The following is a 15,191-nucleotide window of genomic DNA, read 5'->3' on the forward strand; positions in this document are numbered from 1 at the left end:
ACAGTGGCATGAGTGGCCGATGGGATGCCATGTGTGCGATGAAGGCCAAATATGGCGGTAAATGGTGCCGAGGTAAGCAACAAAGCCAAGCAATACATCCTCATTAACCTTAAACCCTTGGTGATTTTGCAGAAACAGGCTTAAGCCTGCCGCAGCCATGCCTGGCAACCGCAGTTTTTGTATGAAGCACGCAGATTACTCGTCTCAGAGAGCCTACTTCCAAAAATCCGTCGTTATTTATCAGAGACTGCCCCCTGCAACGAGCTTCTTTGCAGCTCAGAAAGTGTTTAGGATGTCCTGTATATCATGTTCAAGCCTGTGGCATCGATAACGACATGGGCAATCGGGCCATGACTCGGCGTTCGATAGGCAATTTTCACGGTTTTAGCTCGCTTGCTGAGGCAACTATAGTCCGGTGAGGTCAAGGGAACATCCATCAGCTCAAACAAGGAATTAATGACCCCCTCTGTGGCGCGCAACGACAAGCCAAAAACGCTTTTCAGCATCAGAGCGACTTCAATCGCATGGTCAGTAAACTGAAAACCGCGCCCCCGACCACCATGATGCTGATGGCATAACCAGCCCTTAATGGCTGCGTCATCCATCCAAAAGGTCAATGAACCGCGATTGCGCAAACTCTGGTTGTACTCAGGCCAGTTAATGATTTTGTGCTTGGCTTTACCCATGATGATGACTCTGTCAGTCTGTGCTGAAAGATCTGATCACCGGCGGCTGAAATGGTTCAAAAAGATTTAATCAACAACGCCCTCGGAGGTTACCAAAGGTCGCATAGTGGTCTGTCACACTGGATTCACTAGCTTCTCTCTGCGGATAGTTTTTCGGGTTGAACGACATGGTGAGCTCAGTTGGCTGTCGATTCTTGTTACGTCCTTGCATTTATCTTTCACAAAGCCATGATGGCCTATGCCCTGAATCAAAATGTATCGAGGGCTAATACTGGATTGTATCTGTGGGAGTGCCCTAATTTGTTGTGTTCACTCGCGTGCATTGCGCACTTTTAAGTTGACTAGACCGCTTATCAGAGGCACTATCCTGTCCGCACAAGTACGCACTTTTACTCACTGTATATATAAACAGATATGAATACTAAAAACAGAAAAATAACCGTTTTACTTGAAGAGTCACAATTTGAAAGGTTTGACTCTTATTGTGATAAAAATGGTTATAAAAAGAGCACCTTGATTTGCAAGCTCATAGGTGACTTTTTAGAAGCTAAAGACACAAATGGAAATCTCAAATCATCAATGCAGAAATCCTAAAGCAGAGCCAATTAAATGAAAGAAAAACAATACTTTGATGATGCGAAAAAGTGCTTGGAAAAGTGGAAACCTCTAAGTTCTTCTAATGACGAACATGAGATACAAGTTATAGATCTATTTTGTGGCGCAGGTGGCATGTCACTTGGGTTTGCTGCTCTAGCTCAAACAGAGGGCGTATTTAAAGTTATTGGAGGTGGGGATATCAATAAGGTTTCCTTGTCAACCTATAGCCACAACTTTAATGTGCCAGGGGTCGAAATTGATGTTCAGGAACTAGCATCAAGTGAAAATAAGTTAGAACTATTTCTTGAACAGTTAGATGGATATGACCCCTCAAAGAAAACAGTTTTAATAGGATGCGCTCCCTGCCAAGGATTTAGCGCTCATAGAAAGAAAAACTGGGACAATCCAGATGACAGAAACGGTTTAGTTGAGGCATTCGCAGAAGTTTGCAAGATGATACAACCGGATTGCGTAATAATGGAAAATGTACCTGAACTGCTATCTGGAAGATATTGGCACCACTTCGAAAATTTTCGAGATAAATTAACATCTCAAAACTATATTGTTAAGCAGGCAATTCATAATGCTGCTGCTCAAGGTGTTCCCCAAGAACGCTTTAGAGCGATCGTGATGGCTATGAAGTCTGATTTTTCATTACCTACAGACAAGCTAGCTCGGGGGAAATTTAAAACTGTTAGATCTGCTATCGGCCAATTACCGAGAGTAGAGGCTGGTAAGCCATGTGAAAAAGACTCTATGCATAAAAGCGCTTCACATAGGAACTCTACAATTGAAGTCATAAAGGCTGTGCCATTAGACGGTGGAAGTAGACCGAATGGAGTGGGTCCTAAATGTCTCCAGGATTTTAAGGGTTTTGCAGATGTCTATGGACGGCTTAGCTGGGACAAACCGGCAATTACAATCACCCATTACGCCAGAAATCCCGCTAGTGGAAGATTTGTTCACCCAGACCAGCATAGAGGTCTAACAGCACGAGAGGCGGCTCGCTTACAAAGCTTTCCTGATGGATTTGAATTCAAAGGTGGATTCGACGATATATTTAGGCAAATTGGAGAGGCTGTGCCTCCCCTGCTTTCGCTAAGCGTAGCATCCGTAACTCTAGCTAATTTCAGACGAGAAACATCACCTAGCAAAGATAACATTGTTGAACTGCCAGTTAACGACTCCTTTGCAGGCGTAATAGCCGGAATAAAAAACGGAACAAAATGAAAAAGTTTACTGCTATTGACGCTTTCTGCGGAGCTGGGGGGCTTTCCCTGGGACTTAAAAATGCTGGTTTTGAAATTTTGTTCAGCTTTGACAGTGACCCTCTCTGCATTGAAACACTAAAAGAAAACAAAAAGTATCATGATCATAAATGCTATTCTTTAGATGTAAAGGATTCACTAAATGATCGGGTTCTTAAAATTGTAAACCTCAAGAGAGGGGATCTAGACCTTTTAGCTGGAGGCCCACCATGCCAAGGATTTAGTATTCAAAGGACGGTGGGAGGTGATTTTGATGATCGAAATTTACTCGTGGACGATTACGGCGATTTAATAATTGAAGTATATCCAAAGTTTTTCTTACTTGAGAATGTAACAGGGATCGGTGGAAAACGCGGGCGTGAAATTCTGGAAAAGTTTAAAAAAAGAATGGAGAGCCATGACTATATATGCCATGAAAGAATTCTGGATGCTAAGGACTACGGCGTTCCTCAACGTAGGAAGAGGTATATTTTGGTTGGCGAGAGAACATCTTCAGATTCACACTTTTGTTGGCCGAAAGCAAATCAGATAAAAGTTAAAACAGTACGAGATGCAATTGCTCATTTACCACCTATTCCAAGTGATGGTAAGCCGCACCCTGATATTCCTATGCATAGAGCTGATAAGCTATCAGATAAAAATTTGGAGCGAATAAGGGCAATTAGTTCCGGTCAAGCTAGAGAGCACCTACCAAATGAGTTGCTGGCTGAATGTCATAAATTAAGTGCTGATAAAATAGGGCATAGAAATGTTTATGGAAGAATGGAATGGGACCTTGTGGCACCTACAATAACAGCCAAGTTTGACTCATTTACCAGAGGAAAGTTTGGTCATCCAGTTCAAGATCGGAGTATATCACTGCTTGAAGGAGCTTTGCTTCAAACATTTCCAGAAGATTATGTTTTTTTAGGAAATAAAATTCAGGCAGCAAGACAAATCGGAAATGCTGTCCCTCCATTATTGGCCGAGGTCATTGGTAAGGAAATAATAAGAGCACTAAAAAATGAGTTTTGACAAAATTACAGAAAGCTACTTAAAGAGCTTCCAAGAAGTCTGCAAGGCGACATATTCTTCTGGGGTTAACTCAATTGAGCTTGCATCACGACCAGTAGTTCATCGCTATATCGAATCGCTAATCAATCTATTTAAATCAGATTTCTCCGAGATCGTCATACATCATGATGTTAACTATACAAAGCATGATCGTCCTGATTGGAGACTGGAAGATCCAAGTACATTTGGCATTTATTGTTTTGGAGACCATAAATCTCTTTCGATCGACAAAGAGTTTTCACTAACTAAGTCTGAAAAAAAACAAATTGAGAGATACATAAGTCTTGGCAGACCTGTTTTTGTTTTTGATGGCCTGGAATTTTTGTTTTTTGAAAAAGATATAGAAAACCCAAAGAGAGAGCAGCTGATACCCAAACCTGCCAATTTAAGTTCTGACTGGGACAAGATATCTGCAAACCCTTCTGTTGAAATTGAATTTCGTAATCTGATTAACAACCCTGGCTATAGGCGGTGGACGGAATCACAATTAATCGAGCAGCTCGCTGTAAGAGCTAGAACGCTATCAGAAGAGTTAAAAGACCTACTGTGCGCACCAATAGGAAGTGGAGCATCGACTGCCGAAGAACATCTAATTGTAGCGTTACATAGCCTAAAAGGTATTATAGAAAAACATCATGACCCATCACTTTCAGATATAAACTCATGTTCCGATTTTATTGCTCAAGTACTAACCTTTGGCCTTTTCTATGCACATACAAGAAATCCGATTAATGAATCATCACCAAAGGAAAGAAGGGTTGCAATAGGCGAGTTTTGGAACTCATCAGCTACTGATGACGCGGCGTCTAAGCTACGCCCGTTTAAGTCAATAATTGACGAGCTATCGGGTGTAGTCAAAGGTCAAAATATACTATCTGATTGGTATGCAGAAGTATTAGGGGTTTTGGCTCATGCTGAATTCATGGGGACGGAAAAAACAGAACTTGACTTTCACGCTCTATTTGAGACATTCCTTGATAAGTTTGATTCAAGAACTAGATTTGACCGAGGAGCATTTTACACTCCATCAGTTCTCTCAAATTGGACTGTAGAGTTTACAAAGCAATTGTGCGAAAAACACTTTTCCGGCAACATCTTTGAAATTGCAGACAAAATAATTGACCCTTGCTGTGGTACTGGTAGCTTTTTAGAAGCTTTATTTCGCGAAAATAAGGAAGAATCTAACTGCAAATTAGTCGGTTTGGAAATACTTCCTGCACCCTACGCATTAGCTCACTATAGAATGTTCGAGGTTGAGAAACAGTTAAGCAGCAAATTAAATATTGAAATACTTCTTACAGATACGCTGTCAGACTATATATTGGACAGCGCCACTAGTATAGATGAAGGCTTTTCAAAAGAAAGAGAGCGAGCTGCAAGTAGCTGCAAACCTCCAATAAAGATTGTAATTGGAAACCCTCCATCATCTAATCATCCAGCCAATAGCGCTCCGAGAACTAAAATTGATTCCTTACTGAATGACTTCAGACCACCTAAGTCTGAAATAAGTGATAGACAAAATATTCAAAAAGCACTAAATAACGAAGCATTTCGCTTCCTTCGCTGGTGCTGCGAAAGAATACTTGAAAATGGTGAAGGTATAGTTTCATTAATCCTACCCGGAGCATTTACAAGAGCAATATCTTTTAAATATGCTAGAAAATGGATCGCTGAACAATTTGACCATATTTATGTTTTTGAAATTGATGGAGATGCGCGAACGAACGACGCAATCCAATCAATTTTTTCAGTATTACAAGGAAGAATGGTTTTGTTCTGTGTCAAAACCTCTGAGTCAGCAAACTTCAATTTGATTCATTACAAAGATATCACCGAAAAATCAAAAGGTGATAAGCTGCGTTTTTTACAATCAACTCTGGATATTGATACGTTAGATGTATTTAATGTATCAGAAGAAAGCTATGCCTTTGCCCCGTCAAAAAAATACCCCAAGGAGAAGTGGGCTAAATATTGGCCGTTGACTAAAACTTCATGCTCTGAAGGTATTTTCAAAGTCAAATGCTCTGCTGTCAAACTCGCTCCAAGTGCTATGCTCTTTCATACTTCGGAACCAATGCTTCTTAGAAGAACGCAAGAACTAGGAAATGCTAAAATTTCAAATAGTGTTCTTATTAAAAAATGGTTTTCCGGTCAAAAACGACCTCCCTCTTCAGCCAAATTAACCGTAGACGTGAAAAGCAAACTACTTAAAGCAGCACAGAACAAAGTTGTCAGTAGTTATAACTTTCGTCCATTTGTTTATGGAAAAGTATTAAATGATGACGATCTGTTTTCTGCGTTATCTGCAGCACCTGGTGGTGGTACTAGAGCTCGGCCTGAAGTAAGAAAAGCATTTATGGAAGGAGCTGTAGGAATCTCTTTTTCACCCTCTACAATCGACCTCGGTTCTACATTAACAAGGTTTTCTAGCTTCTCTTGGGCGCTTCCAGATAATGACATCGTAGCTCGAGGCAATGCTATGATATATTGCGACCAATTTTCATTTAGAACTAAAAGCGGTGACCTTGAAGTTTCATCAAATTTAAATCCGCGTGTAGAGTCTTTGTTTTATTTTTCAGAGAACGTCCAAAGATCAGCGCTTTACTATATATATGCTGTTTCAAGCTCATCTAGTTACTTAGATTCATTTGAGGGTGTACTTTATGGACCATCAAATCCTGTGTCACCACCAAGAATTCCAATTGCATCAGATTTACAGATTCGAAAGATGCTGACTATGCTGGGTGAAGAGCTCGCACTACTCGAGAATCCAGATTATTGTCCCGAACATTCAAGGACTTTGTCTCCTGTGCAGCCTATTCCTGCTAATTTTAGATTAAATAGGCATTCATATGATGCAAGCACAAACTCTTTGTTACTGATTGGAGAGCAAGGAACAATAACGATAGATAATGTTCCTGAATTTATTTTTGGTTTAAAAATTTCAGGTCATAATGTCGTTGACAAGTGGCTAAGAGAAAAAAATACCAACTACTTCCGTAAAGACTTTGGAAATATTGAATTAGAGGAGCTCATTAGTTTGCTTAACAGAGTTGAACTACAGTTTGGAGTTTTAAGTAAGATAGATCCAATTGTTGAAAAAATGATTTTGGATGACAATGTCATCACTTCAAGTCCACTTTGAAGTGTGAGACTGTGGAAGTAAACTTTTGTCCTTACACCTCGGTCAGGGCAACTTCGGCATCGTCTTTGTCTTCGTAAGTGTTGAGAAGTTTCATAAAGATTTCGGTACTGGATTCTTTGGAAGCGGACATAGAGCATCCCTAAAGTTCTTGATGAACCATTCACTGGGTTTGTTGCTGTAGTTTCCTTGTATGAGTTTGATGTTGTTGAAAAGGCGTTTACCACCTTTGGAGCGGATGTAGTCGACAAAGTCGAGGAATCCTATACGAAGTAGCTCATTATGGATAGGGATGGCTCGTACTGCGTTTGGTGTCTTTATGTATTGGTCATCGGTAGAGCGTTCAACCACAAAGCAATTTATCCCGCTTATTTGGCGTATGTTGCTTACTTGAAGTTGAGATATCTCCCCCAAACGCATACCACTATAGGCCGCGATAAGAGGTAGCCAGAAGTGGCTGGCATGTTGGATTTGTTTAGTCTTAACCCCTCTCTGCTCAACAAACAGCCGGTGTGAAAATATCTGCTTAGCTTCATGGTCTGTTATCGGGTCACGCTTAGCTATCTTTGCTGATTTAGGTGCCGGCAAGTTGTCATCCGGTAGCGGATTGCGTTCAATAAATCCCATGGATTCACACCAACGGAAGAACTCCCTGAGGCGATTCATATGATTGTTGGCTGTGGTTACCGAGATCCGGTGTGCGTCATTGTCTGTGAGGCAAGCCATCAAGCCTTTTGCTGTGATATCAGCTTGTGTTTTGCCTTTGGCTAACCGTACCAGTGTAGCCCTGAGTTCACGGCCCTGAGTGCGATTCAGGCTGCTTACTGGACCATCACCCAGGTGGTGAAGTGCGATGAACAACGAGTGTTCGTACTGTTTGATTGTTCTCATTTTCCAGCCTTTCAGCTGGTTTTCCGACAGGTAAGCGTCCATAAGCTCAGAGAGCACTTTTTCGGACGCCGGTTCAGTTCCCTGTTTGGGAGTTGGTTCTGCTACCTGTAGTAGTTCCTCAATGGATTCCAGTGGTTTGTTGTTCAATAATGCCTGATAGATGGAAGGCACCAAGTCACAAACTTTCCTTACTAGCTTATCGAGAGTAGGGGGAGACGGTGGAGAGCTGGTGGTATCTTCGAAGTAATCCTGAACCAACTGTTGAGACTGTGTCAGGTCATTGAGCCTAGACGCTTCTATTGCTTGGCTTTTGAAAAGATGTAGCAGATCTATCCATAATTCATATTCACTCATGGTTCTTGGCCTTGATTGCCAATCGGCCAGTTCCATACTGTGGTAATGATGGATTATCTTTCTAGCTTGATTTTTGATCGTTTCATAAGTAGATACCATCTGAGATTCCTCATGTGTTGACTTTGGGATGGTCTCAGGTCCCGAGAAGTAGTCATTGGGTTCAGTAGGCCCAGTAACTCCACCTAATGCGGTGGCAACATGATGTGTTCTCAAACAGTTACCGATCAAATCGGCAGTTCGTCTGCGAATGAAACTATTGAGTAGTACTGCCAACGTTCTAGCCTCTGTAACATCGGCAGTTCGAAGGGAAACTCTCAACGTCCTATTTATACGCCTATTCGGGAGTCGTTGTCTATACCACCAGATTGCATTTCTTTGATAAAGATAGGTGGGGAAAAGGGAAGCCATGTAGCACACTCCTGTAGCACAGAGGTGTCAGGCTTAGATAAGAAAAAAGGACTGAAACCTTAACGGAATCAGTCCTTTTGAGAGTTGGTGGAGGCGGCGGGACTTGAACCCGCGTCCGAAAAACCTACGCTCAAGGCGCTACATGCTTAGTCTCTCTTTTATTTAACCGGTTGAACTCCGAAAGACAGGATTCCAAACGGTGAGCCTGGTACTGTTTCGCGGTTCACCCCCAGACAAGGTTCCCTCGCTAGCACTATGTAAGGTGACCATCAAATCCACTGCCCATGTGCGAGACCTGTGGTAGATGGCTAGCGGCCTTAAGCTGCTAGAGCGTAGTTATCGTCGTTTGCAACTATAACTGTGCGGCTTTTTACGAGGCCAACCGCCCCTCGGCATGCTCCCGGAGTTTCGCGAATCCCGTCGAATCCAGAATCGCCCCCGTGATGTGTTGATTGTAACCTCTTTGCCACCTGCTTACCAAGGCTTTAATTAGCAAAGGACAATCACTTGCTGGTTATCCGTACAATTGGTGTGCGAAATAACAACAAATATCAGTTACTTGCTCTTCATGACCCGGGCTTTTTCGATAGCCCAGTCACGTTGTTTAATATCGTCGCGCTTATCGTGGGCTTTCTTGCCCTTACCCAAGCCTATCTCAACCTTGACCCAGGCACCTTTGCGCCAGTACATGGAGATGGGCACTATGGCGTAACCCTGCCTTTCAACCAAGCCGGCCAGACGGTCCAGCTCACGGCGATTGAGCAGTAGTTTACGCATGCGGGTTGGGTCGCAGACCACATGAGTGGATGCCGCACTGAGTGGGGTGATATTACAGTTGTGCAGGAAGGCTTCGCCATTTTTCAGCATGACAAAGCTTTCCGACAGATTCACCTTGCCGGCGCGGATGGATTTGACCTCCCATCCCATTAGGGACAGACCCGCTTCGAATTTTTCATCAAAGCGATATTCAAAGGTCGCACGCTTGTTCCGGGCAATGGTTGCCGGAGCGTTTGCGGATTTTTTTGCATTCTTCTTAGCCATAGGCTGGCTATTATACGCAGCAGCAGCCAATTTGGAATTGGCCTGGAAGAATATTTTGAGTTGTGGGCAGTAGCTTAGGGTTTTGTTGCTGGCTTTTTGAGCGCTTACAGAGGCAGGACTCATTGCGATGGAACAAAGGATGCGTTTTTTGACCGGCATGCTAAAATCCGGGTCTGTTTTTGAGTCAGCCAAGAGTATCAACCAACGGATGCCACAGATTTCCCGCAGTGTTCTGGTGCGTTACAGTGCGAAGCAGATGTACCAGCTAGTCAATGATGTTGAGTCTTATAAAGAGTTTCTCCCTGGTTGCGTTGGCGGCAAGGTGTTGGAGTTTGATGGTAAAACCATGCTGGCGTCGGTAGATATCAGTAAGGCTGGGATCAGCAAGACCTTTACCACACGTAATCAGGTGGTGGAGGGGAGGAGTATTGAGCTGCAACTGGAGAATGGTCCTTTCAAGCATTTGACCGGTCATTGGTATTTTACCGAATTGGCCGAAGATGCATGTAAGGTGGAGTTTGAGTTGAATTTTGAGTTCTCCAGCACTTTGGTGGGTATGGCATTCGGCAAGGTATTCAAAGAGCTGGTTACCTCTATGGTTACGGCTTTTACTCAAAGGGCGAAGGAAGTATACAGTGGCAAGTGAACAGGAAAAATTCAGTGTCGATGTCATTTATGCCTTACCGACACAACAGAAGGTGATCAGTGTTTCCGTGACGCCGGGTACCAGTTTTATCGAGGCTGTACGTCAGAGTAACATCCAGGCTTTTTTCCCTGAGATTGACTTGGAAACGGTGAAACTCGGAACCTTCAGTCGTCAGGTCAAACATGATGACGAAGTTGAACCCGGGCAGAGAATTGAAATCTATCGTCCTTTGATTGCCGACCCCAAAGAGGTTCGCCGTAAGCGTGCCGAGAAGGCTGCGGAAGAAGGGCGGATAAATAAAGTAACCGGCGCCAAAATAAGCTGAGTTACTTTGCTGAACCCAAGATCTTAAAAAAGCGCCTGTTGGCGCTTTTTTAAGATCTTGGGTTCAAGCTTAGGCCTAAGCCGTTACTTACGGTCCTGTTCGTGCTTGTTCATCTTGGTTGGATCCTGCTCTTCAACCAAAGGTTTTTCATCGCCGCGCTGCTGAGGGATCTGCGGCGTTAGCTCAGGGCTGTTGGCCATTGGCAGGCTACTTTGTTCCAGCGGGGTATTGAATTCATTGCTTAGTTCGTAATCCCCAGTGACCTTGGTCAATTGATCGCCGCTAAAGTGCAGGATCAGTTCTTTGTGGGTAATGCTGGCATCACGACCACTCTTGTAATGGTATACATAGTACCAGGTATCATCCTTGAAGCTGTCCCGCAGTACAGGACGCCCAAGCACAAATTCCACCTGTTCCTTGGTCATGTCGATGCGCAGCTTTTCCACTTGCTGAGGCTCCATATAGTTGCCCTGTGGAATATCAGGCTTGTACACCAGCCAGTCAAAGACACTGCAGGCACTGAGTGAGAGGGTGAGCGCACTGACGCTCAGCAGGGTAAGACTTTGCTTTTTAATTGACATTGAATGTGCTACTTCATGAAAAACTGTCGGCCATAATACCCAAGCCCAGCCCGTGCTGACAAGGGCTATTGACTTGGCGCTTGAGGCTTCGACAACATAAAAGTGACTTGGTTCGTCTCTCTGTTGCCAAATTGTTGTCTTGGTTCAAATTAACTCCCGGCAAATAGAATAAGTTGGGGCGGCGGCTGATTTTAGTTGTTTCAGTTAAATGGGTTCCAGTTAGACTGCCAAGAAATTTGAAATCGTTTTGCCGGCTTGCAATAAGCCTGCTGCATCATTGAAAACCATTTGTATTTAAAAGACTTATTTTTAAATAGGTTCAAAATTTCGGTTATCAAGGCCTATAAAGCTGGCTATACTGAAACTCCCGTGATAGGCCCGAGTCAAACTTGCTTTGGGCCATTTAGATCATCCATGCCTTTTATCCCTGTATATAAGTGTGGCAAACAACAGCCTTCTATTGCTATTTGTTAAGGAGTCTCGATGGAACAGGCCGGCATTTTTACCTCTGTGCTCATGTTTTTGCTCGCTGCCGTGGTGTTGGTTCCACTTGGCAAGCGCTTTGGTATAGGCCCCATACTTTCTTACCTCGCCGCCGGAGTATTGCTTGGACCGGGCGGTGTTGCTGTGGTTTCCGAGCCGGCTGCTGTGCTTCATTTTGCCGAGCTTGGGGTGATCCTCATGCTGTTTGTCATGGGGCTGGAGTTGACCCCAGGCAAACTCTGGGAACTTCGCAGTGCCATATTTGGCCTAGGCAGTGGTCAGTTACTGCTGTCCTGGGCAGCGGTCAGCGCTTTGGCATTCGGTGTCGGGCTTTCCATTGAAGCCGCTATCATTGTCGGTGCAGCTCTGTCGCTGTCTTCTACAGCATTTGCGGTGCAATTAATGAATGAGCAGCGACTGCTCACTACACCAGTGGGGCGTGATGCCTTTGGGGTATTGCTGATGCAGGATCTGGCGGTGATCCCCATGATGCTGCTGATTGCTTATCTGTCGCCAAGCGGCGCCGATCCGGCTCATCATGCCGTACCCTGGTATTGGACCTGTGTAGCTTTATTGGGATTTTTGCTGGTGGGTAAATATCTGCTTCCCAAAGTATTGCAGTTGGTGGCGGCCAGTGGGGTGCGCGAAGTGCTGACGGCGTTTTCGCTATTGCTTGTGATGGGCAGTGCGGCGTTAATGGCCTGGCTCGGGCTGTCGGCCGGTATGGGGGCGTTTTTGGCCGGTATCATGCTGGCCAACTCGGGTTATCGCCATCAGCTTGAAACCGATATTGAACCTTTCAAGGGTTTGCTGTTGGGGCTGTTTTTCATGGCCGTAGGCATGACCATGGATCTTGGCTTACTGCTGAAGGAGCCTTTGGCGTTGTTGGGGATCCTCTTTGGCATGCTGGCGGTGAAGACTTTGGTACTTATGTTGCTTGGGAAGTTTAGACACCATACCTGGCGCAGTGCCATGGTGTTGGGGTTGATCCTGGCCGAAGGCGGTGAATTTGCTTTTGTACTGCTTTCCCAAGCGCAGTTGTCAGGGCTTTTATCCGAAAAAATCAGCCAGATGTTGGTGTTGGCTATAGGTTTGTCGATGGCGATAACGCCTTATTTGTTGAAATTGTTCAGGCTGCTAGGCAAACCGGCAGAAGCGAGCCGTTTACCTGATGTGATAGAAGCGTCAGAAAGCGAGGTGGTCATCGCCGGTTTTGGCCGCATGGGACAGATAACCGGCCGTATTTTGGCATCCTCGGGGATCCCGTTTGTGGCGCTGGATAAAGATGCCCGCCATGTGGATGTGGTGCGCCAGTTTGGGGGGGAAGTGTATTTTGGTGATGCCAAGCGGCTCGATATGCTGTTTTCGGCCGGTTTGCCCAAGGCGCGGGTGATCCTGGTAGCGGTCAACAATGTGGAAGATTCATTGCAGATAGTGACTCAGGTGAAGACGCACTTTCCCCATGTAGCCGTGGTCGCCAGGGCCCGTGACCGTAACCATGCTTATCGTTTGATGAGTCTTGGAGTGACGTCGGTATTTCGGGAAACCTTCGGCTCGGCCCTCAGTGCCAGTGAAAGTGTGTTGCAAACACTGGGACTCAGTCAGGTACAAGCCAATGAGCGGGTGAAGATATTTGCCGAGCACGACAAGGCACAGGTTGAAGCCGGAGCCAAGCACAAGGACGATCTTAAGGAGCTTATTCGCTTGTCCAATAAGGGCAGGGCAGAGCTGGAGTCCTTGATGCGAGCTGATAAAGACAAGGGGCTATAATGGAAGGAGCGAACAAGTCCCATGTGTGGTCTGGGGCGGCTTACTAACCGGCAAGCTAAGCTCTACAACAGAGAACACCACGGGGAATTATTCGCATCTTTTTAAGCGTGGTCGGATAAATGAGAGCTTGTCTTACGTTTCTTGCTTGGATGTTTGATCTAGGTTTTGGGCAGTTTTTATTCGGCTTATGGTGAGTTTAGCTTTATAAGCCAGGTTCTATACCCAATCATCATTATCTCAAGCCTTATAGGAGTGACTGTTTCAAGCGCACAACAGGAAATTGAAGTGGTTGCAGTTTGCTGAGGATAAAGGGCTGATAGATATTAAAGAGGTACAAAAAATCCGATGACCAGAGGTCATCGGATTTGGACTTTAAACACTTAGATTTAACGCTTGTCCAGTTCCACGAAGTCGCGGGAAGTCGCGCCTGTGTAGAGCTGACGTGGACGGCTGATCTTGTGACCAGGCTGATCCAGCATCTCTTTCCAGTGGGCAATCCAGCCAACGGTGCGGGCCAGGGCAAAGATAACGGTAAACATGGAGGTTGGAATACCAATCGCCTTCATGATGATACCTGAGTAGAAGTCGACGTTTGGATAGAGCTTCTTGGAGATGAAGTATTCATCTTCCAGGGCGATACGCTCAAGTTCCATGGCAACATCCAGCAGAGGGTCGTTAACCTTGAGTTCGGCCAGCACTTCGTGACAGGTTTCACGCATCACTTTGGCGCGTGGATCGAAGTTTTTGTAAACCCTGTGACCGAAGCCCATCAGACGGAAAGGATCATCCTTGTCTTTGGCGCGTTCGATAAACTCAGGGATGCGATCCACAGTACCGATTTCTTCCAGCATACGCAGACAAGCTTCGTTGGCACCACCATGGGCAGGTCCCCACAGCGAAGCGATACCGGCAGCGATACAGGCAAATGGGTTAGCACCTGAAGAGCCCGCCAGACGCACGGTTGAGGTTGAAGCGTTCTGCTCGTGATCGGCGTGCAGGATAAAGATGCGATCCATGGCACGTTCCACAATCGGGTTCACCTTGTATTCTTCACAAGGTACAGCGAACATCATCGACAGGAAGTTACCGGCATAGCTCAGGTCGTTGCGTGGGTACACGAACGGCTGTCCTATGGAGTACTTGTAGCACATGGCGGCAATGGTTGGCATCTTGGAAACCAGGCGGAAGGCTGCAATTTCACGATGACGGGCATCGTTGACATCCAAAGAGTCCTGATAGAAAGAAGACAAAGCGCCTGTCACGCCACAAAGCATGGCCATTGGGTGAGCGTCACGACGGAAGCCTCTGAAAAAGAAGGCCAACTGCTCATGCACCATGGTATGAGTTTTAACTGTGTAGGCGAATTTTTCATACTCTGCCTTACTTGGCAGCTCGCCGTACAACAGTAGGTAACAGAGATCCAGGTAGTCGGATTCTGTCGCCAGTTGATCTATCGGATAGCCACGGTGTAACAATACACCCTGCGCACCATCGATATAGGTAATTGCAGATTCACAGGAGGCCGTCGCGAGAAATCCTGGATCAAAGGTAAAGTAGCCTTTACTGCCGAGTTTACTGATATCGATTACGTCGAAACCAGCAGTTCCTTGTTTCACTGGCAGTTCAATCGAGTCGTTCCCTGGTAATTCCAATTTGGCTTTTAAATCAGCCATACCCCGTTCTCCTTACTTCATTCTTATGTGAGTGCGGCATGTCAAACGGCCATTACTTTACAGCCAATCCAGATCACATTTCAATTTAAATAAGCGTTTAAATTCGTTAGACCATGGTATAGGTAAGACCAATTTCCCTGATAACACCAGCACTTATCCTGTAAAAAGGGCAAAAAAACAAAATTTGGATAATGTGATGTTTGTATTTGACATTTACGACGAGTATACTTGCTGCGGCTCGCAAGAGCTACAAACGGCGGGCTTGGTTAGCAT

General features: G+C 45.1%; 10 protein-coding genes, 1 other RNA gene and 1 pseudogene. 6 read left to right on the forward strand and 6 right to left on the reverse strand.

Features of this window, described 5'->3' with window-relative positions:
• Positions 1–305: 305 nt before the first annotated feature.
• Positions 306–686: pseudogene (locus tag CX651_RS01400) on the reverse strand (transposase); the annotation flags it as partial.
• Positions 687–1,295: 609 nt separating this feature from the next.
• Here CX651_RS01400 and CX651_RS01405 point away from each other — a divergent pair.
• From CX651_RS01405 to CX651_RS01415, 3 genes are read left to right on the forward strand one after another with little or no spacing between them, the layout of a single operon-like run.
• A complete protein-coding gene (locus CX651_RS01405) occupies positions 1,296–2,513 on the forward strand; it encodes a DNA cytosine methyltransferase (RefSeq protein ID WP_101052915.1) in 1,218 nt (405 codons plus the stop codon).
• On the forward strand, positions 2,510–3,565 hold the full coding sequence (locus CX651_RS01410; protein WP_101052917.1) for a DNA cytosine methyltransferase: 1,056 nt from the start codon (positions 2,510–2,512) through the stop codon (positions 3,563–3,565). The genes CX651_RS01405 and CX651_RS01410 overlap by 4 nt, the downstream gene beginning before the upstream one ends.
• Positions 3,555–6,749, forward strand: coding sequence for a type ISP restriction/modification enzyme (locus tag CX651_RS01415; RefSeq protein ID WP_101052919.1), 3,195 nt, complete (start codon positions 3,555–3,557; stop codon positions 6,747–6,749). Before CX651_RS01410 ends, CX651_RS01415 begins: the two co-directional genes overlap by 11 nt.
• Positions 6,750–6,839: 90 nt before the next feature.
• On the opposite strand, the gene CX651_RS01420 is transcribed toward CX651_RS01415, so the two are convergent.
• The 3 genes from CX651_RS01420 to smpB form a co-directional block, all read right to left on the reverse strand.
• Positions 6,840–8,090, reverse strand: a complete 1,251-nt coding sequence (locus CX651_RS01420; protein ID WP_101052921.1) for a site-specific integrase — start codon at positions 8,088–8,090, stop codon at positions 6,840–6,842.
• Positions 8,091–8,484: 394 nt separating this feature from the next.
• Positions 8,485–8,839: a transfer-messenger RNA gene (gene ssrA, locus CX651_RS01425) on the reverse strand.
• A 115-nt stretch (positions 8,840–8,954) separates the two neighbouring features.
• Complete coding sequence (gene smpB, locus CX651_RS01430) at positions 8,955–9,440, reverse strand: SsrA-binding protein SmpB (protein WP_025009743.1); 486 nt, start codon at positions 9,438–9,440, stop codon at positions 8,955–8,957.
• A 208-nt stretch (positions 9,441–9,648) separates the two neighbouring features.
• Here smpB and CX651_RS01435 point away from each other — a divergent pair, with 208 nt between their 5' ends.
• A complete protein-coding gene (locus tag CX651_RS01435) occupies positions 9,649–10,086 on the forward strand; it encodes an SRPBCC family protein (protein WP_101053103.1) in 438 nt (145 codons plus the stop codon).
• On the forward strand, positions 10,076–10,411 hold the full coding sequence (locus tag CX651_RS01440; protein WP_100145313.1) for an RnfH family protein: 336 nt from the start codon (positions 10,076–10,078) through the stop codon (positions 10,409–10,411). Before CX651_RS01435 ends, CX651_RS01440 begins: the two co-directional genes overlap by 11 nt.
• Positions 10,412–10,494: 83 nt before the next feature.
• Here CX651_RS01440 and CX651_RS01445 read toward each other — a convergent pair whose 3' ends face one another.
• Positions 10,495–10,992 (reverse strand): outer membrane protein assembly factor BamE, encoded by a 498-nt coding sequence (locus tag CX651_RS01445; protein ID WP_101052923.1) that lies wholly within the window; start codon positions 10,990–10,992, stop codon positions 10,495–10,497.
• A 483-nt stretch (positions 10,993–11,475) separates the two neighbouring features.
• Between CX651_RS01445 and CX651_RS01450 the strand changes: the two genes are divergently transcribed.
• Positions 11,476–13,245: a monovalent cation:proton antiporter-2 (CPA2) family protein gene (locus CX651_RS01450; protein WP_101052925.1), complete on the forward strand. Its 1,770-nt coding sequence runs from the start codon at positions 11,476–11,478 to the stop codon at positions 13,243–13,245.
• 386 nt (positions 13,246–13,631) lie between these two features.
• Here CX651_RS01450 and CX651_RS01455 read toward each other — a convergent pair whose 3' ends face one another.
• A complete protein-coding gene (locus CX651_RS01455) occupies positions 13,632–14,918 on the reverse strand; it encodes a citrate synthase (protein WP_101052927.1) in 1,287 nt (428 codons plus the stop codon).
• Positions 14,919–15,191: the final 273 nt, after the last annotated feature.

Origin of the sequence: Shewanella chilikensis (genome assembly GCF_002836945.1) — a bacterium.
GTDB classification, from domain to species: domain Bacteria; phylum Pseudomonadota; class Gammaproteobacteria; order Enterobacterales; family Shewanellaceae; genus Shewanella; species Shewanella chilikensis.

Coding starts and splice junctions, on each gene's coding strand:
- CX651_RS01445 (WP_101052923.1), bottom strand. CDS start 10,992: ATGTCAATTAAAAAGCAAAGTCTTACCCTGCTGAGCGTCAGTGCGCTC.
- smpB (WP_025009743.1), bottom strand. CDS start 9,440: ATGGCTAAGAAGAATGCAAAAAAATCCGCAAACGCTCCGGCAACCATT.
- CX651_RS01405 (WP_101052915.1), top strand. CDS start 1,296: ATGAAAGAAAAACAATACTTTGATGATGCGAAAAAGTGCTTGGAAAAG.
- CX651_RS01410 (WP_101052917.1), top strand. CDS start 2,510: ATGAAAAAGTTTACTGCTATTGACGCTTTCTGCGGAGCTGGGGGGCTT.
- CX651_RS01435 (WP_101053103.1), top strand. CDS start 9,649: ATGCCACAGATTTCCCGCAGTGTTCTGGTGCGTTACAGTGCGAAGCAG.
- CX651_RS01450 (WP_101052925.1), top strand. CDS start 11,476: ATGGAACAGGCCGGCATTTTTACCTCTGTGCTCATGTTTTTGCTCGCT.
- CX651_RS01415 (WP_101052919.1), top strand. CDS start 3,555: ATGAGTTTTGACAAAATTACAGAAAGCTACTTAAAGAGCTTCCAAGAA.
- CX651_RS01455 (WP_101052927.1), bottom strand. CDS start 14,918: ATGGCTGATTTAAAAGCCAAATTGGAATTACCAGGGAACGACTCGATT.
- CX651_RS01420 (WP_101052921.1), bottom strand. CDS start 8,090: ATGGTATCTACTTATGAAACGATCAAAAATCAAGCTAGAAAGATAATC.